This window comes from Varibaculum massiliense, assembly GCF_900106855.1.
GTDB lineage: Bacteria > Actinomycetota > Actinomycetes > Actinomycetales > Actinomycetaceae > Varibaculum > Varibaculum massiliense.
The window spans coordinates 2,076,215-2,093,242 of the sequence record NZ_FNWI01000004.1; the positions used below are offsets into that span (position 1 = coordinate 2,076,215).

The window sequence follows — 17,028 nt, forward strand, 5'->3', positions numbered from 1 at the left end:
GCGATGAGTTCAGGCAAAAGTTTGCCCGCAGCTGAAGGTGCTCCAGAGAATACTGCGGATGGCGCCACTGCTTCAATCGCTCCAGATAGACATCGGGCATTACCTGACCTTTCTGCCGTAGATGGCACCGGCTGGGCAGGCAGCCGTTTCACGGTTCTGGCAGTCGGTAATCCGATTATGGGTGACGATGCTATTGGTCTAGAGATTCTGGCTCGCTTACAAGCCATGCTTCCCCTGCGTCCCGCCTGGCAAACCGCCGTAGCTAGGGGGGAACTAGCACTGCTGGAAGGCGGCACCAACGGTATGGAATTGGTGCCGGTAGTCCAAGAGGCCGAGCGACTGTTAATCCTGGATTCGGTAGCTCCCGGCAATGGGCGGGAACCCGGTCAAGCCTTGCGCATGAGCGGGGATCATGTGCCGCGGCTGCTTTCGATGAAGATGTCCCCCCACCAAGTGGGGTTGCTGGATGTTTTAAGCTCTGCTCGCCTAACCGGAAAAGAACCTGCTCTTTTGGAAGTTGTGGGGGTGGTCAGCGAAAAAGTAGATTTAAATTTGGGGCTGACCCCCACAGCCGCCGCGGGAATAGAACCGGCTGCCGCGTTGGCAGCGGAAGTTCTAGATTCGTGGGTTAATCCTTATCCCACTCCACCCAGGAGATCTCGACCTCCCGCCCGTGAGTGAGATTCCCGGTGGGCATCCCGCATATTGGGCACAGCAGCGCAAAGAACTCATCGATTTCTACGTCTTGAGCGCAACCGGGGCAATAGACGCTCGCGGGAACGGTATTGACTTCGAGTTCGGCAGAGGCACATATGGTACCTTCCCGGGCGATCGGCCAAGAACCGTAGAGAGCCTCCGGGACAGCTCCCGACATCGTCCCCACATTTAGCGCCACTTTTTCAACTCGGGTAACCTGATAGTTAGCGTCAGCGGCTGCTTTTTCCACCGCTTCCACTACCGAAGTTAATAACCCGAGTTCATGCATACATTCATTTTCCCAGGAGAGCCATGAAAATCAACCTAGATGAAATCATCGATCCTATGGAAGGGCGGGTAGTGGTAACCCGTGACTCTGCTGGACAGCAACAAGCTCGCTTTGACCTGCAAGGACTTCCACGAGTTGACGGGATGCTAGTAGGGAAAACGGCTCTAGAAGCCTTAAAGATGACCGAACATCTATGCGGGATTTGCCCTGTAGCGCATCACCTGGCGGGAAACCGCGCCCTAGACGTCCTGAGTAGGAGCGCTCCGCTATCCCCAGCGGCTGAGCTAACCCGCCGGTTATTACATTACGGATCCTTGGTAGAAACCCATTCCCTACGATTCTTGCTGCAAGAACGCGACAGCGGGGTGGTTTTAAAGAAAATCTCCAAGAAAATGCTGGTGGCAGCAGGATCTCCCGGACATTTTCCTACAACTGCTGTTCCGGGTGGAGTGAGTAGCTGGCCGGAAGTAGAGAACTTAAAAATCTTGCAGGAAGAGCTGCCCGCAGTCCTGCAGGTGGCGCAAAAACTTTGTGAACTAGGGTTTAACGCCCAACCGCACGCTAGCGGGTTCGGGGAATTTACCGGGGCAGAGTTAGCGCTAATTGATGAGGACGGGAATCCAGATGTTTTCGGTACGCGGGTAAGAGTGGCGCGCCAGGGAAAAACGGTAAACGAGTTTGAATTCTCCCGCTGGGACCAGCAGGTTGCGGAAGAAAATTCGGGTGCGGCGGCTCCCCACCCTTACCTACGCGGAGGTAATCCTCGCGATGGTCGTTATCGGGTGGGACCGGTGGCGCAACTTTCGGTGGGAACTTTGCCCAGTGAATTGGCGGCAGCAGCGCAAGCACGCTGGTTAGCGGGTAGTCGGGATGCGGCTAATGCCCGCGCGATTATTACTTTGCACGTCCTGGAAAAAACGGTTGCGGTGGTAGAGCAGTTATTAGCTCTGCTTGAAGCCGGCAGGCTTGAGCCTTGTCCGCAAGAAGAGCAGATAGGTTTTCAACCCGGAACTGCCACCGGGCTGGTAGATGGTCCGCGAGGGATTCTCGCTCACACTTATGCTACTGATGCTCAGGGAGTAATCAGCGCTGCCACAATTCTTACCCCCACTGCCCAAAATGAGCCTTGGCTGGCGGATCTGCTAACTCAGGCAATCAGCCTTCAGGATGCGGGTAGGGCAGATGCCCTGGAACAATCGATTCGGGAGGCTGACCCCTGTCTGCCAATCAGTTCTGCCCCGGCGGGTCAAATGGGGCTAAAAGTTGATAACCTCGAAAAGTAGCGGGGGATATCCTGGGATTAGCGGATTCCAGCGTTTGCCGCAAGAAAGGACGTAAACCATGTGCGTGGGAGTACCTTGTAAGATTCTGTCGATTGAGTCGGGGGTAATGCCCATGGGGCGTATTGATGTGGCTGGGCAGGTACAAGATGCCTGCATGGCATATCTTCCCGAGGCACGCGTGGGTGACTACGTTCTGATTCAAAATGGTTTCGCCATGAACCTTTTAACCGCTGAAGAAGCTAAGGAATCATTAGATACTTGGCGGGATTTAGGGATGATTTCCTAACTGCAGCCAGAGAAATAATCCAAAGTGGTGGCATTGCTTTCAAAATGATATTAAATTGAATGATTGAATACGCAAAATATTCAAAGGAGTTATTATGGCGTGTTTTATTGTTCCTACTGTGGAAGCAGTTGCCGTAACGGCAGCCAAGAAGCAAATTGCGAGGAAAGCCAAGAGCGGAGCCTCGCCCGAGAGTACCCAGCGTTCACTGAATCTGGTTCGCAAGCTGACTTGGCTAACCAACCTGCTATGGGGTGGAGCTTTGTTGCTGGCTTTTGAGCACCTGTGGCACGGAGAAGTGGTTCCTTATTTCCCGTTCCTAACTGCTTTGACTGAGCGTTCCACCACCCAGCAAATGCTATTTGAGATGGGGACTGTGGGTGTCGGAATGGCAGTGTTAGTGACTGTGGTTTGGGGTGTAGGAGTAGCCCTGATTCGCGCTAACGAACGGCGCACCAACCCAGCCCCAGAAAAGATCGAGGCCTAAAGGATTAGCGATGACCCTAGTAATTACGCTTTTTGCAGCAATTTGTTCCACCGCCTGGTGGTATTCCCATGCTCCCCAGTCAAAGATGCGGGTAGACCTGCTTTGCTGGATGTATTGGGGTGCCGCCCTGATGTGGACAGTTGATCTAGCCGCTGAATATATCGAAGAGGGCGCGGATGTTTTCGTGCCTCCAGTACAAGATATGCTCAACGACACCTATCTTGGTCTGTTCGTGGTGGCACTGGCCGGCGTCGTCTGGATTGGTTACCTAATCGTCAAGGATCCCCGGGGAGTACGCAACGCCCAGCTTGCCCAACGTGGCAGTGAGGCCAGCCTCGATGCGAAAGAGTTAGTGGCTTCTCGCTAACTACCTAAGTAGTTTCTCCACCAGGGGAAACTTGCTGAATAGATAAAACTAAATACTTGCGCGGGCAGATACTGATAAAGGTATCTGCCCGCGCTTTGCTATATCTGCAGTAGCTAATGAACAGGCATTAGCACCAATAAACGCGGGGAATAACTTTTTCCTCCCGCCCAAGAATTCGGAAAACGCCAAGGCATTTTCCGAATTCTTATGCCCACCGCGCCCACTCGGATAAAAGTTATCCCCCGCGTCTGTAACTGCAGCTCGCTTTGGTATATCTGCGGTAGACATTGAAGACGAGGAACAGTTATTTCCTGCGTTTTCCGGGAGTAATCGCAGGCTAGGCAGGGGACACCGCTAACAGGCGGAAACCTTTCTTCGAGGCAAGGCGGCGAGTGGGGAAACCTTGCGTACACAGCCACTTTTGCAGCGAATCTGCTCCCAGATTCTTCCCCATTACCAAAATCGCCTCTCCACCGGGTTTCAATAGTGGCAACCAGGTCAGCAGTAAGTCTTGGAGGGGTTTTTTCCCGATCCTCACCGGAGGGTTAGACCAGATAAGATCGAGCCCGCCACTGGCTTTCGTAGTCGCCAGAATCTCTTCCGGGCATCCTACCTGTAGGGAGACCCCGGCACGCTGGGCGTTAGTGCGGGTGAGGTCGCGCGCGCGTTCGCTCACGTCCACCGCCAAGACCTGTGCAGACGGGCTTAAAAGCCCCAAGGTGATGGCTAGCGGCCCCCAGCCGCATCCTAGATCTAAAAAAGTCCCGACCGCAGGGGGAGTGGGGGCGCCTGCCAATAAAATCGCAGTTGCCTTATCTAGGTGACGAGCAGAAAAAACTCCTTCGGCGCCCTCTAAACTTAGTTCTTTTCCTGCCAGCGATACTGCAATCCTGGTGCGTTCGGTGGCGTTAGCCGCCGGTTGATTCGTAAAATACTGTTCCATCACCTCTAGACTATTGTTTTTGCCCTCTTAATGCGCGGAGGTCATAATATAGGGCTAGCTATGCCTGCCAGGCGCCGAACTAACCCGGCAGATACAGGTAGGTGTAAATCGAAAGGAAGGCGGTGCGGGGTGGAAACGGAAGTCACCCAAATCGACAACGTGCTCAACCAGTACGTTACCGCCTACGCCCGGATAGATTCGTTTAAGGCAACCGAATGGGGAATCTCGGGGTATGATGCTTTCTTGCCAGATTATTCCCCTCCCGGAATTTCAGAACGCTACAACCTGCGTAAAGATACTTTGGCGCGAGTAGCAAAAACCCCTAAGAGTAGTGCTCGGGAGCTAAGAGAATCCGAAGGATTCACTCTGCTTGCCCGCGCCGAACAAGAAAAATTCGAATCCGGGTTCTTAGCCTCCGAAATCAGTGGCACTAACTCTCCTATTCAGGTCTTTGCGGAAACCTTCAAACTGATGGACGTAACCTCCGAGGCGGGAGTGGGCAACTTGACCCGCAGATTCTTGGCGCTACCGCAAGCTTTCGAGGGGTTGCGCACCACTATGCGGGAATCTAGGGATCGCGGTTACGTATTCCCGCAAGAAGCCTTGGAGATGGTGCTGGGACAAGCGCAGATACTGTCTGACCCAGGGCATGGTATTTATCAGGGGAAACGCGCAGAAATGAGCGATACCCGACTTTCCCAAATGGGGGAGCGCGCCTTCGAGAGAGGAATAACCACTGCCCAAGCTGCATTTTCTGAAATGGCGAGCTTTTTGCAGCAGGAAATCCTGCCCACCTGTTCGCCAATCGGATTGATAGACCCCCACTCCTATTTCATCTCCCTGCTCTGCGTGGGGGACAGTGAACCAGACCCGGCTGATCTTTTCGAAACAGCTAGCGAAGATTTAGTTCGCCTGAGAGCCCGATGCGATCAGTTGCGCAGTGAACTGGGGGATAAACGCGCCTATCGGCTCTCTGACCTAGAGATTGCTGACGGATTTAATGTGCTGACTTGGGCGATGGAGGACGCGTGGGACGCTTTTCGCACCAACGTAGATCCGGAGTTAGCTGAGTTGGTTAGCCCCCAGGAATCTCCCCTTAAATGGGAAAACGATCCGTACGGATGTCTAGTCCACCCCTACTATCCAGCGGGAGTTAGCCTGTCTAACAGTTCGCGGGTTCTTCCCCGTAAATGTGCAGCCAGCCGGGCGCCGCACGCATACCAAAGCAGTGAAAATCCGGCAGCTATTAGCGGCAGCGCTTTTGATTCTTTCCTAGAAATTGATGATACCTATTACGCGCTAGCCGCTCTGGAGAAAGGAATACCCGGCAGTCATCTCTACTCGCGAGCGCGAGAGGCTTACGGGGCTAATCTATTTACGCGGATTGCCGCCCATTTGCCGGCCTCCAACCTGGGATGGGATCTTTTTGCCCTAGAAATGGCTCCAGAACTTTGGGATATTCCCACAGAAATTAGTTTGTTGATTCAGGAACGCATTATGCGCTATGTGGCGCTAGCCTTAGCTGATCTGCAATTATATGGCGGTCAGGGGGAAGGTAAGTCTGCTTGGGGGCTTTCGGAAGCAATCGCCTACCTTGACGATACGGTTTCTGATCCCTGGAACCAGGTGCTACTGCGTCAGCGTTACCTGGGGATTCCCGCTCTGAGTCTGGCTCCCTGGTACGGTTGGCGTCACTGGCAGCAAGCCTATCGCCAATTCCAAGCCTCCGGGGGCAAGGGGTTTGGCGATTTCGTGCGGAAGGTAGCTCCGGCAGGAGCGGTACATTTTAAAGTTATTCAGCAGATGCTCTAACTGAGAAAACCTAGCTCAGACCGTGTTTTTATAGATGCGAGCCAGGTAAAATGGTAGTGCATCCTCCTGCTAATAAACCTTTCGAGAAAGATGACGCTGCTAGAGAAAAGCGGAGATTATTTCAGCTTATTTTACCAGAGATCATTTCAGCTTATTTTGGAAAAATAAAAGCTAAACGCGCACAATATCAACTAATAGTAATAAGTCGGTATTATTAAAGTTAATATTTTCAGTTTTCAGAAAGGCTAAGGATAACTATGCGCAGTCGTTGGCTTCCCCTAGCAGTCCTGGCAGCGGCCCTGCTTGCCGGCGGGTCTTTGAGTGCTTGTAGCAGTAATAACTCGCAAGAAAACGCCGTAGACCGGGTGTTAATTAACGGAGAGGAACCCGCGCGGGGGCTAATTCCTGCCGCTGCCGATGACGATGCCGGAATTAAGATTATTGATCTTCTTTTTGCGGGGTTAGTTACCTACGATCAGCAGGGGAAAGTAGTAAATGACGTGGCGCGGGAAATCACTGATTCTCCCGATCATAAAACCTGGACCATCCAGATGAACACTGACCGGAAGTTTTCTGATGGCACCCCGGTGTTGGCCAAGAACTATGTGCGTGCCTGGAAAGCCTCGGCGGCGCAAAAATTGGGAGCCACCACCGCTTTTGAAGCAATTGATGGCGCGGAAGATGATGGCACCGGAAACCTTAGCGGAGTAATGGCGAACGGTGACTACAAAATAACTATTAAGCTGAAACGACCGGTGGCTGACTTTTCTAATCGCCTGGGAATCAATGGTTTTTACCCGCTACCGGACAGCGCTTTTGACGGACAGGGGAAAATCAAAAAAGAGTTCGGGCAAAAACCGGTGGGGAATGGTCCTTATACCCTGGTCAGTTGGGAGCCCTCCAGTCGGATTCTACTAGATAAATCCACCACCTATCGGGGGGTACGCCAGGCGGACAACGCCGGTATTGAAGTGAAAATTTATGCCGATCTTTCTGCTGCCTACCAGGATTTATTAGCTGGAAATCTGGATGTTTTAGATCAAATCCCAGATGGGGAACTTCCTAATGCTCCCAAAGATTTGGGAAAGAACCGCAAGAGCGCAGTACAAGCCAGTATGCAAACCTTGGATATTGACTACCAGACCAAACATTTTTCTGGGGAAGAAGGAAAGCTACGTCGTCAAGCCATCTCTCAGGCGATAAATCGGGAAGAAATCATCAAAACCATCTTTTATAACACCCGGAAAGCTGCTACTGATTTCTTACCTCCCCAAATCTTGGGACATACGGATACCGGTGCTAAGAACCAGGTAGTTAAATTTGATGCCGAGGCTGCCAAACAGGCGTGGAAGGCTGCCGATGAGATTAGCCCTTGGCAGGGAGAACTGAAAGTTACTTACAACTCCAATGAATCCAATCAGCCCTGGGTAGATGCGATTTGTAACCAGTTGTCGAACACCCTGGGGGTAAAGGCAGTCGGTGACCCGAAACCTGACTTTAAGACCCTGCTTGAAATGATGGACGAACATTCCTTTACCGGACCGTTCCGAATGGGCTGGTCAATGGGGTATCCCTCCCCGAATAATCTGCTGGCGGGACGCTACGTTAAAGGTGGCAACGGCAATAAAATGAGCTACGAAAACCCCGCATACACGGAGCTTTTGACGAGGGCGCAGGCTGCTGATACTCCCGAAGCGGCAGGTAAGCTCTATCAGCAGGCGCAAACACTGCTACTAGATGATTTGCCTTCGATTCCGCTCTGGTCGCCCAGTTCTAATATCGGTTTTAGCCAGTATGTGGGCAATGTGACCACCGATTGGAAAGGTGAGGTAGCTTTTCATAAAGTTACGAAGAAATAACTAACTCGGAGGTAACAGTGGCCAATAACCAGGTTTCTTCAAATAACAATCCACAATCGGAAGAAGCCCCTCGTCTTCACCGCAAGCTAAAGGCGCGTCACCTCAACATGATCGCCATCGGGGGAGCGATCGGTACCGGACTCTTTGTAGCCTCCGGGGGTACCATCACCGGAGCAGGTCCGGGGGGCGCCCTGGTCGCTTATGGAGCCATTGGCGTCATGGTGTTCTTCTTGATGCAGTCGCTGGGGGAGATGGCCACCTATTGTCCAACCTCGGGCGCATTTGAAGTCTTCGCCACCCGCTACGTTTCCAAATCCTTCGGGTTCGCGCAAGGCTGGAACTATTGGTATAACTGGGCGATTACGGTGGCAGCAGAGCTAGTGGCCGCTACTATCGTGATGCAATACTGGTTCCCAGAATCGGTAGTTCCGGCTTGGGTTTGGTCACTGTTGTTCCTGGTAATCCTATTTGTTCTTAACGCCTTCACTGTCCGCGGTTTCGGGGAATCAGAATTCTGGTTTGCCTCCATCAAGGTAGTAACCGTGATTGTCTTCCTGGTGCTGGGGCTGCTGATGGTAATCGGGATTCTAGGAGGAGAATCCCCGGGATTTACCAACTTCACCCGGGGAGACGCCCCCTTTGTCAATGGCTTTTGGGGCATTATGGGGGTCTTCATGATTGCGGGTTTCTCTTTCCAAGGAACGGAGATGATTGGGATTGCCGCTGGGGAAACCCAGGATCCAGAAACTAACGTTCCCCGCGCTACTCGGGCAGTGTTTGTACGCATCTTGCTGTTCTATATCGGCGCGATTGCGGTTATCGCTTTCCTGATTCCCTACACTGACCCCGCCCTTTTGCAGGGAGCCAGCGCGGACTCGGATACTACCCAGGGCTTTACCGAGGCGGTCACCAAGTCTCCGTTTACCTTACTCTTTGAACGAGCTGGGATTGCGATTGCGGCAGGGGTTATGAACGCGGTTATCTTAACTTCGATTCTTTCTGCCGGTAACTCCGGTATGTATGTAGCTACCCGGATGCTCTATTCGCTAGCCAAAGAAAAGAAAGCACCCCAGATTTTTGCCCGCCTAACCAGGCATGGAGTTCCCATTGTGGCGCTGATTTTCACTTCTTTGATGGGGGCGCTTTGCTTTGCTACCTCGCGGGTAGGTACCGGTCAGGTTTATGTGTGGCTAGTTAATGCCTCCGGGCTTGCCGGTTTTATTACCTGGATGGGAATTGCCTGGTCACACTATTGTTTCCGTCGGGCATACAAGGCACAGGGGAAACCGGTGGAGGAGCTACCCTATAAGGCACTTTTCTATCCTGCCGGACCGATTATCGCCCTGATAATGTGTGCCATCGTGGTAGTAGGTCAGTCCTTGGACGTGATTACCGGGGAGTTCTCTATATTGAGTTTCTTAGGGATTTACATAGGTTTGATTTTCTTCCTGGCGCTGTGGATTGGACACAAACTGGTTACCCGCTGTCCCGCAGTTAAACCGGAAGAAGCTGATTTATCGCGCCACGTATAGGCGATAACAAGTAGAAATACCACACTGCTTTGGCTGGGGATTTCCCGGGAAATAATTCCTTAAAGCCTGAGTGAAAGCTATCCTAGCAGTTATTGCTTAGCCAAGTGCAAGTCGAAAAAATCTTGGGATTTTGTAAAAAATCCAAGCTGCAATGCTATATTTGGCTGTAATCGTGTAAACGATTTTGCTGATACATCAGCTTTTTAATGTAAGCAACAAGCTTGGAGGCAATAGTGAAACGACGGGGCGCATTGGCCCTTGCATCTGCACTTGCTTTTTCCCTGGGACTAGCCGGCTGCTCCAATGGCGACGGTGGCTCTTCCGCAGCTAAAGCAGATGACAAAGGGATTATTACTGTAAACACCGTAGAACCTCAAAATCCCCTGATTCCTACTTCTACTAATGAAACCGGTGGCGGGCGCGTTCTAGACGCGCTCTTCTCTGGCCTGGTCTATTACGAACCTAAGACTGGCGAAGCCAAGAACGAACTGGCCGAGTCGATTGAATCTAAAGATCAGGTAGTTTGGACCATTAAGCTAAAGAAGGACGCCAAGTTCTCCGATGGCTCGCCGATTAAGGCCGACAATTACATCAATGCCTGGAACTACGGGGCAAACCCGAAGAACGCGCAAATGTCTTCCTCTTTCTTCGAGGTTATTAAGGGCTTTACTCCTGGTCCGGAAGAAGAAGGAGCCGAAGCTCCCGATGTTCCGGAACTGTCGGGACTAAAGAAGATTGATGATTACACTTTCGAGGTAACTCTTAACCAGCCGACTTCTGACTTCGCGCTGCGTCTAGGCTACTCCGCCTATGCACCGCTGCCGGATGTGGCTTTCAAAGATATGAAAGCCTTCGGCCAGAACCCCACGGTTACCTCCGGTCCCTACACCCTCAAGGACAAGGGCTGGCACCACAATGAGTCTATTGAACTGGTAAAGAACGACAAATACGTCGGTCCCCGCGAAGCTAAGAATGGTGGGTTAACCTTCAAGATTTACACCAAGTCTGAAGCCGCCTATGCCGATGTGCAGTCTGGTCAGCTAGACGTACTAGATGATGTTCCAGCTGCCTCTATGAGCAACTTCCAGACTGATTTCCCTGACTCTAACGTTAATAAGCCGGTGGCTATTTTCCAGTCCTTCACGATTCCGGATCGGCTAAAGCACTTCGGAATGGATGAAGAAGGCCGCCTGCGTCGTCAAGCGCTCTCTTACGCTATTGATCGCGCCAGTATCTGTGAAAAGATCTTCCAGAAGACGCGGGTACCGGCGAAAGATTTCACCTCTCCAGCCATGCCTAACTATGACAAGGTTATGAAGCAGGTAAAGGGTGCGGAAGTGCTGAAGTTTGATAAAGCCAAGGCTAAGGAACTGTGGGCGAAAGCTGACGCTATTTCCAAGTTTGATGGCAAGTTCACCATTGGATATAACTCTGACTCCTCCCACAAAGACTGGGTAGATGCGGTTACTAACCAGCTCAAGACCAACCTAGGTATTGATGCGGTCGGCGATCCTTACCCGGACTTCAAGGGCTTGCGCGATGCCATTACCCAGGAAACCATCAAGGGTGCATTCCGCTCTGGTTGGCAGGCTGACTACCCGGGTATGAGCAACTTCTTGGAGCCCCTATACTCTAAGAACGGTAACTCCAACGACGGTAAGTACGACAACGCGCAATTCAACCAGTTGATGCTAGACATTGCGAAGCTGCCGGTAGGTGCGGAGCAGGATAAGAAGTTTGCGGAAGCACAGTCGATTCTGTTCACCGATCTGCCCGCCATCCCGCTGTGGTACTCCAATGTTCTAGGTGTTTGGAATAAAGATAATGTTTCCAACGTTGACTTCAACTGGAAGAGTGAGCCGGTTTACTACCAGATCACTAAGAACGCCTAAAGACAACGAAAAAAGTTAATACTGCAAGTAAATGCAGGCTCGGAGGCGGGTTGGAAGGCAGAAAAATGCCTTTCGACCCGCCTCCGGTTTTTTCCTGGACGCTTTAACGCGATAAGGTTTAACACAGCTTATAGTCAAGGAGAGACCTATGCTCAGATACATAGGGCATCGTCTACTACAGATGGTCCCGGTATTCTTCGGGGCAACGTTGCTGATTTTCGCGATGGTGTATGCCATGCCGGGAGATCCGGTGCAGGCACTAGGCGGAGATAAGGGACTGCCCCCCTCGGTAGCCGCCCAGATTCGCGCGGAATACAACCTCGATAAACCACTTTGGATGCAGTACCTGCTGTATCTAAAAGGAATCGTCACCCTAGATTTCGGGAAAACCTTCTCGGGTAGGGAAGTTACCGAAGTGATGGCTAATGCCTTCCCGGTAACTATCAAACTGGCTTTTATGGCGATTATCTTCGAGGCCGTTATCGGAATATTCTTCGGATTTTTCGCCGGACTCAAAAAAGGCAAACTTTTTGACTCGACTGTGCTAGTGATTTCCCTAGTAGTAATCGCGGTGCCGACTTTCGTTATCGGTTTCGTATGGCAGTTCCTATTCGGAGTAAAACTGGGGTGGCTGCCTACGACTGTAGGGGCAAACGTTAATTTCCAGTCCTTACTGATGCCGGCGCTAGTGCTGGGCGCAGTTTCCTGTGCCTATGTCATTCGCCTTACTCGGCAAGAGGTTTCAGAAAACCTGACCGCCGACTTCGTGCGCACTGCCCGCGCCAAAGGGATACCCGAAAGCCGGGTAATGACCCACCACGTGCTGCGAAACTCGCTAATTCCAGTGGCTACTTTCCTAGGTGGCGACCTGGGGGGTCTTATGACCGGCGCGATTGTGACCGAAGGTATCTTCGCGATCAACGGTGTGGGCGGTACCCTCTACCAGGCTATTTTGCGCGGGGAAGCCGCCACCGTGGTTTCCATTACTACCGTGCTGGTGCTGGTCTATATCGTCGCAAACCTGCTAGTAGACCTGTTATACGCTGTACTAGACCCGAGGATTCGCTATGAGTAACCAACTACTTCCCGGACAAAAACATTTCGTTAACAAGGTCGATGAAACCGGCCTGGGGGCAGTCGATGCCGTAGCCGATGAATCGGCACCCTCCTCGGTGTGGGGCGAAGCCTGGAAACAGTTGCGCCGCCGCCCCCTCTTTTGGGTGGCTTTGGTGATTATTGTCTTGGCAGTGCTGATGGCCGTTGTGCCGCAGTTATTTACTTCTCAAGACCCCACCTACTGCACCCTAGAAAACTCTATTGAGGGACCAAGTAAAGGTCATATTTTTGGATTCGATAAACAGGGTTGCGACCTGTATTCCCGGATCATTTATGGGGCGCGTGCCTCGATAGCAGTGGGGATTTTCTCTACCTTAACTGCCACCATTATCGGGGTAGTTTTCGGTGCTTTAGCAGGGTATTTTGGAGGAATCCTAGACGCTATCCTTTCCCGAATTGTGGATATCTTCTTCGCCATCCCCATGGTGCTGGCCGCCATCGTGATTATGCAAATGTTCAAAGAACATCGCTCTATCTGGATGGTGGTAATCGTACTGGGGGTCTTTGGTTGGACCCAAATCGCCAGGATTACCCGGGGCGCGGTGCTTTCGATTAAGAACGAGGAATACGTAACTGCGGCGCGTACCCTGGGGGTATCAAATATCCGGATTCTGCTGCGCCATATATTGCCGAATGCGGCTGCGCCGGTGATTGTCTATGCCACCGTGGCGCTGGGAACTTTCATCGTGGCGGAGGCGACCTTGTCCTTCATGGGTATTGGATTACCGTCCTCTATCGTTTCTTGGGGTGGAGACATCTCTACTGCCCAGCAACAGCTACGTACTGCGCCTATGATTTTGTTCTTGCCGTCAATCGCCTTGGCGCTCACGGTGCTGAGCTTCATCATGATGGGAGACGTAATTCGTGACGCCCTCGACCCGAACCAGAGGAAACATTAATCGTGAATCAAAATAACCAAAAGGATCAGATTATGGCAGCTGACTCGGATCAGAATCTTGCCGACCTCAGCGCCGATAACGCTGAGAACACTGCTACGCCCGTGCCTTTGCTAGAAGTAACGGACTTAGAGGTGAATTTCCAATCCACTACCGGCGTAGTTCCGGCGGTGCGCAAAGCCAATCTCACTCTCTACCGGGGACAAACGGTGGCGATTGTGGGGGAGTCCGGGTCTGGTAAATCTACTTTGGCAATGGCAATCATTGGACTGTTGCCCGGTACCGGGAAAGTTGCTGGCGGCTCCATAAAGTTTGATGGTCGCGAGCTAACCGGTCTGACTGAAAAAGAAATGCAGCAGGTACGGGGAGCCCAAATCGGGATGGTACCGCAAGACCCGATGTCAAACCTGAACCCAGTTTGGAAAATCGGCGCTCAGGTAGCAGAAGCGTTGAAATATAACGAAGCTACCAAGGGTGGCAATATCCACGAGCAAGCAATGAAAGCACTGGCGAATGCGGGTTTGCCGGATGCGGAAGCACGCTCGAAGCAGTATCCGCACGAGTTTTCCGGGGGTATGCGCCAGCGCGCGCTGATTGCCATCGGTTTGGCGGCTAGCCCGAAACTATTAATCGCTGATGAGCCCACTAGCGCCCTAGATGTGACCGTTCAGCGGCGAATCCTAGATCACCTGGAAAAAGAAACCAAAGAGCTTGGTACCTCCACCCTGTTTATTACCCACGATCTGGGACTAGCTGCCGAGCGTGCTTCGCACCTGGTGGTTATGCACCGCGGACGGGTAGTAGAATCTGGGCCGGCGCGGGAAATCTTGAACGACCCGCGCCATCCCTATACCCGGCGCTTGGTTAATGCCGCGCCCTCGCTGGCATCGCGGCGGATTGAAATAAATTATTCTCCGAAAAATACCGAAGAAGTGCCAGATACTATTGACTCGCGCACCTCCGCGGATGTAAATCTGGCGGTGGCTGCCTCTAAAGACTCGGGACAAAAAGTCATGGGTACCAACGTTCTGGGAGAGCCTTTAGAAAAGCATCTTGGTGACGAAGTAATTCGGGTTGAGCATCTGGTTAAAGAGTTTGATATCCGGGGGCAAAAAGGCAAGAAGAAGACCTTCCGCGCCGTTGATGACGTGTCTTTCAAGGTGCGCCGAGGCTCTACTTTAGCGCTGGTAGGGGAGTCCGGTTCCGGCAAGTCTACGGTTGCCAATATGATATTGAACCTGCTTGATCCCACTTCCGGGAAGGTATATTACGAGGGAATTGACCTGTCTACTTTGCGGCGCAAACAGTTATTTGCGCTGTGCCGCAAGATGCAGGTGGTTTTCCAGAACCCCTACGGATCTTTGGATCCCATGTTCTCGGTTTATCGCTGCATTGAAGAACCGCTGCGCACTCACCACATTGGGGATCGTGCTAAGCGGGAAAAGCGGGTCGCAGATTTGCTGGATATGGTGGCATTGCCCCGCAGCGCTATGCGGCGTTTCCCGAATGAGCTGTCCGGTGGTCAGCGGCAAAGGGTGGCGATTGCCCGTGCCTTGGCGCTGCGCCCGGAACTGGTAGTGCTGGACGAAGCAGTTTCCGCTTTGGATGTGCTGGTGCAAGATCAGATTCTGCATTTGCTTAACGAACTACAAGGCCGGCTGGGACTGACCTATCTGTTCATTACCCATGACTTGGCGGTGGTGCGTGAAAACGCTGACGATATCGCGGTGATGGAGCAGGGCAAACTGGTCGAATACGGGAAAGCTGACGATATCTTCGCTAATCCGCAAAAGGAATACACCCGCGAACTTATCGAAGCCGTTCCCGGTGGGGATTTGCTGAAAGCCCGCACCGGTTACCAGGTAGAGTAATCAGCTTTTCCCGTCCCAGTTTCTGCCGAGACAACCGCGAAGGTTTTATAGCGCAGGATTTTTATACCCCAAGGCCAGCAATTCCAAAAACATTTTGCACTTTGAGATGAGAATGGACGTTTAAAAGCTTCTGCAAGACGCTCTGTTAAACTCGAGGTGTTTTGCAGGTTTGTCCGAGAGAAAGATTCCAAATGAAGTTGAAGAAAACACTGTTAATGCTAACCAGTCTGGTGCTGGCACTTTCGCTTTCTGGATGCACAGGAGGCTCGGGCACCAGTGATGCGGGTAAAGCAAAAGGCGATGACTTCACAGTGGGCTTTGACGCCAACTTCCCGCCCTATGGATATAAAGATAAAAGCGGAGAGTATGTAGGTTTCGACTTGGATTTGGCAGCCGAAGTTGCTAAACGTAACGGCTGGAAACTGCAAAAACGGGCTATTGATTGGGATTCTAAAGATATGGAACTCAAGTCGGGGACCATCGACTGCATCTGGAATGGATTCACCATGAACGGGCGGGAAAAACAATACACTTTCTCTAAGCCCTACGTAGATAACTCGATTGTGTTCGTTACTAAAGCCGGATCCGGGATTAAGTCCCCGGCGGATTTGAAAGATAAAACCGTGTTGGTGCAGGTTGATTCCTCGGGTCTGGCAGCTCTGCAAGATAAGGAAAACGCGGATTTGGTTTCCAGCTTCAAAGAAATGACCCAGGTACCGGACTACAATAATGCGTTCATGACCCTAGAGGCGGGAGCCGCCGACGCGGTTGCGATTGATATTGGGGTAGCCGACTACCAGCTGGAGCAGCGCGGCAAAGACAAGTTCGAAATTATGGATCCGCCCTTCCACACCGAGCAGTACGGTATCGGGTTTAAGAAAGGTAACCAAGCCTTGCGCGACCAGGTGCAAAAGACCTTGGATGAGATGAAGAAAGACGGGACTTTCCTCAAAATCGCTAAGAAGTACCAGTTAGAAAAATCGATAGTTACTGATTAGTTCGCTGCACTGATGTTGAAACACTAACGCAGGGAGCTATGGGTAATGGATTTATCGTTTTTGCCGGAACTAGCCGGCGGCATGCTACAAACCTTCATCATCTTTGCGCTCACCCTGATTTTATCCCTGCCTTTGGGGCTGGTGGTTTATGGAGGGCGGGTTAGCCGGTTTAAGCCGCTCGCCTGGTTTATCCAGTTCTATATTTCGGTGATGCGGGGTACCCCCTTAATGCTGCAACTGCTGGTGGTGTATTTCGGTCCCTTCTTCCTTTTTGGGATGCAAATAGGAGCCGCCTACCGTTTCAGTGCCGTGATTATTGCTTTCGCCATTAATTACGCCGCCTATTTTGCGGAAATCTACCGTGGTGGTTTCCAGGCGATTCCGGTGGGGCAATCGGAAGCCGCCTTCGTCCTGGGGTATTCTTCGGCGCGCACCTTCTTGACTATCAAGTTGCCGCAAATGTTCCGTACGGTGCTACCTTCGATCACTAACGAGGTAATCACCCTGGTAAAAGATACTTCCCTAGCTTTTGCGATTGCCTACGCGGAGATGTTCACGATTGCGAAGCAACAGGCCGCCGCTAGTGCTTCTATGCTTCCCTTTGTGGCAGCGGGGATCTTCTATTGGGTGTTTAACCTGGTAGTAGCGGTAGTGATGGAGCGGATTGAAAAACGCATGGGAAGCTACAAGATTAGGTGAGGAAA

Annotated in this window: 16 protein-coding genes; 14 read left to right on the forward strand and 2 right to left on the reverse strand. The window is 51.9% G+C overall.

The features are described from left to right. Positions 1-3 precede the first annotated feature (3 nt). Complete coding sequence (locus BQ5456_RS09160; protein ID WP_083378456.1) at positions 4-681, forward strand: hydrogenase maturation protease; 678 nt, start codon at positions 4-6, stop codon at positions 679-681. Here the strand turns inward: BQ5456_RS09160 and BQ5456_RS09165 are convergent. Beyond that, a complete protein-coding gene (locus tag BQ5456_RS09165; RefSeq protein ID WP_071129707.1) occupies positions 629-985 on the reverse strand; it encodes a hydrogenase maturation nickel metallochaperone HypA/HybF in 357 nt (118 codons plus the stop codon). The two genes, BQ5456_RS09160 and BQ5456_RS09165, sit on opposite strands and share 53 nt — an antisense overlap. Before the next feature lie 23 nt (positions 986-1,008). On the opposite strand from BQ5456_RS09165, the gene BQ5456_RS09170 reads away from it, so the two are divergent. The 4 genes from BQ5456_RS09170 (at position 1,009) to BQ5456_RS09185 (ending at position 3,405) form a co-directional block, all read left to right on the forward strand. Continuing rightward, positions 1,009-2,268, forward strand: coding sequence for a reducing hydrogenase subunit alpha (locus tag BQ5456_RS09170; protein ID WP_071129708.1), 1,260 nt, complete (start codon positions 1,009-1,011; stop codon positions 2,266-2,268). Between the two features lie 58 nt (positions 2,269-2,326). Then, a complete protein-coding gene (locus BQ5456_RS09175; RefSeq protein ID WP_071129709.1) occupies positions 2,327-2,554 on the forward strand; it encodes a HypC/HybG/HupF family hydrogenase formation chaperone in 228 nt (75 codons plus the stop codon). Positions 2,555-2,648: 94 nt separating this feature from the next. Beyond that, positions 2,649-3,038 carry a hypothetical protein gene (locus BQ5456_RS09180; protein WP_071129710.1) on the forward strand — a complete coding sequence of 130 codons (390 nt, stop codon included), beginning with the start codon at positions 2,649-2,651 and terminating at the stop codon, positions 3,036-3,038. 10 nt (positions 3,039-3,048) lie between these two features. After that, the gene (locus BQ5456_RS09185) at positions 3,049-3,405 is read left to right on the forward strand and encodes a hypothetical protein (RefSeq protein WP_071129711.1); all 357 of its coding nucleotides are present in this window, start codon (positions 3,049-3,051) and stop codon (positions 3,403-3,405) included. 337 nt (positions 3,406-3,742) lie between these two features. On the opposite strand, the gene BQ5456_RS09195 is transcribed toward BQ5456_RS09185, so the two are convergent. Then, the gene (locus BQ5456_RS09195) at positions 3,743-4,348 is read right to left on the reverse strand and encodes a class I SAM-dependent methyltransferase (protein ID WP_071129713.1); all 606 of its coding nucleotides are present in this window, start codon (positions 4,346-4,348) and stop codon (positions 3,743-3,745) included. Positions 4,349-4,477: 129 nt separating this feature from the next. Here BQ5456_RS09195 and BQ5456_RS09200 point away from each other — a divergent pair, with 129 nt between their 5' ends. The 9 genes from BQ5456_RS09200 (at position 4,478) to BQ5456_RS09240 (ending at position 17,023) form a co-directional block, all read left to right on the forward strand. Next, positions 4,478-6,160 (forward strand): DUF885 family protein, encoded by a 1,683-nt coding sequence (locus tag BQ5456_RS09200; protein ID WP_071129714.1) that lies wholly within the window; start codon positions 4,478-4,480, stop codon positions 6,158-6,160. A 257-nt stretch (positions 6,161-6,417) separates the two neighbouring features. Further along, positions 6,418-8,019: a peptide ABC transporter substrate-binding protein gene (locus BQ5456_RS09205; protein ID WP_083378458.1), complete on the forward strand. Its 1,602-nt coding sequence runs from the start codon at positions 6,418-6,420 to the stop codon at positions 8,017-8,019. A gap of 17 nt (positions 8,020-8,036) precedes the next feature. Beyond that, positions 8,037-9,551: an amino acid permease gene (locus BQ5456_RS09210; protein WP_071129715.1), complete on the forward strand. Its 1,515-nt coding sequence runs from the start codon at positions 8,037-8,039 to the stop codon at positions 9,549-9,551. Positions 9,552-9,784: 233 nt separating this feature from the next. Beyond that, on the forward strand, positions 9,785-11,443 hold the full coding sequence (locus tag BQ5456_RS09215) for a peptide ABC transporter substrate-binding protein (protein WP_071129716.1): 1,659 nt from the start codon (positions 9,785-9,787) through the stop codon (positions 11,441-11,443). 148 nt (positions 11,444-11,591) lie between these two features. Continuing rightward, the gene (locus BQ5456_RS09220; RefSeq protein ID WP_071129717.1) at positions 11,592-12,518 is read left to right on the forward strand and encodes an ABC transporter permease; all 927 of its coding nucleotides are present in this window, start codon (positions 11,592-11,594) and stop codon (positions 12,516-12,518) included. Further along, the gene (locus BQ5456_RS09225; protein WP_071129718.1) at positions 12,511-13,458 is read left to right on the forward strand and encodes an ABC transporter permease; all 948 of its coding nucleotides are present in this window, start codon (positions 12,511-12,513) and stop codon (positions 13,456-13,458) included. The genes BQ5456_RS09220 and BQ5456_RS09225 overlap by 8 nt, the downstream gene beginning before the upstream one ends. Positions 13,459-13,490: 32 nt before the next feature. Continuing rightward, complete coding sequence (locus BQ5456_RS09230; RefSeq protein WP_083378531.1) at positions 13,491-15,326, forward strand: dipeptide ABC transporter ATP-binding protein; 1,836 nt, start codon at positions 13,491-13,493, stop codon at positions 15,324-15,326. Between the two features lie 191 nt (positions 15,327-15,517). Beyond that, positions 15,518-16,324: an amino acid ABC transporter substrate-binding protein gene (locus tag BQ5456_RS09235; protein ID WP_071129719.1), complete on the forward strand. Its 807-nt coding sequence runs from the start codon at positions 15,518-15,520 to the stop codon at positions 16,322-16,324. A 45-nt stretch (positions 16,325-16,369) separates the two neighbouring features. Then, positions 16,370-17,023: an amino acid ABC transporter permease gene (locus BQ5456_RS09240; RefSeq protein WP_071129720.1), complete on the forward strand. Its 654-nt coding sequence runs from the start codon at positions 16,370-16,372 to the stop codon at positions 17,021-17,023. Positions 17,024-17,028: the final 5 nt, after the last annotated feature.

What these genes read in the sequence shown, in the direction of transcription:
- BQ5456_RS09160 (WP_083378456.1), top strand. Translation starts at nt 4, where the DNA reads ATGAGTTCAGGCAAAAGTTTGCCCGCAGCTGAAGGTGCTCCAGAGAAT.
- BQ5456_RS09165 (WP_071129707.1), bottom strand. Translation starts at nt 985, where the DNA reads ATGCATGAACTCGGGTTATTAACTTCGGTAGTGGAAGCGGTGGAAAAA.
- BQ5456_RS09170 (WP_071129708.1), top strand. Translation starts at nt 1,009, where the DNA reads ATGAAAATCAACCTAGATGAAATCATCGATCCTATGGAAGGGCGGGTA.
- BQ5456_RS09175 (WP_071129709.1), top strand. Translation starts at nt 2,327, where the DNA reads ATGTGCGTGGGAGTACCTTGTAAGATTCTGTCGATTGAGTCGGGGGTA.
- BQ5456_RS09180 (WP_071129710.1), top strand. Translation starts at nt 2,649, where the DNA reads ATGGCGTGTTTTATTGTTCCTACTGTGGAAGCAGTTGCCGTAACGGCA.
- BQ5456_RS09185 (WP_071129711.1), top strand. Translation starts at nt 3,049, where the DNA reads ATGACCCTAGTAATTACGCTTTTTGCAGCAATTTGTTCCACCGCCTGG.
- BQ5456_RS09195 (WP_071129713.1), bottom strand. Translation starts at nt 4,348, where the DNA reads ATGGAACAGTATTTTACGAATCAACCGGCGGCTAACGCCACCGAACGC.
- BQ5456_RS09205 (WP_083378458.1), top strand. Translation starts at nt 6,418, where the DNA reads ATGCGCAGTCGTTGGCTTCCCCTAGCAGTCCTGGCAGCGGCCCTGCTT.
- BQ5456_RS09220 (WP_071129717.1), top strand. Translation starts at nt 11,592, where the DNA reads ATGCTCAGATACATAGGGCATCGTCTACTACAGATGGTCCCGGTATTC.
- BQ5456_RS09225 (WP_071129718.1), top strand. Translation starts at nt 12,511, where the DNA reads ATGAGTAACCAACTACTTCCCGGACAAAAACATTTCGTTAACAAGGTC.
- BQ5456_RS09230 (WP_083378531.1), top strand. Translation starts at nt 13,491, where the DNA reads ATGGCAGCTGACTCGGATCAGAATCTTGCCGACCTCAGCGCCGATAAC.
- BQ5456_RS09235 (WP_071129719.1), top strand. Translation starts at nt 15,518, where the DNA reads ATGAAGTTGAAGAAAACACTGTTAATGCTAACCAGTCTGGTGCTGGCA.
- BQ5456_RS09240 (WP_071129720.1), top strand. Translation starts at nt 16,370, where the DNA reads ATGGATTTATCGTTTTTGCCGGAACTAGCCGGCGGCATGCTACAAACC.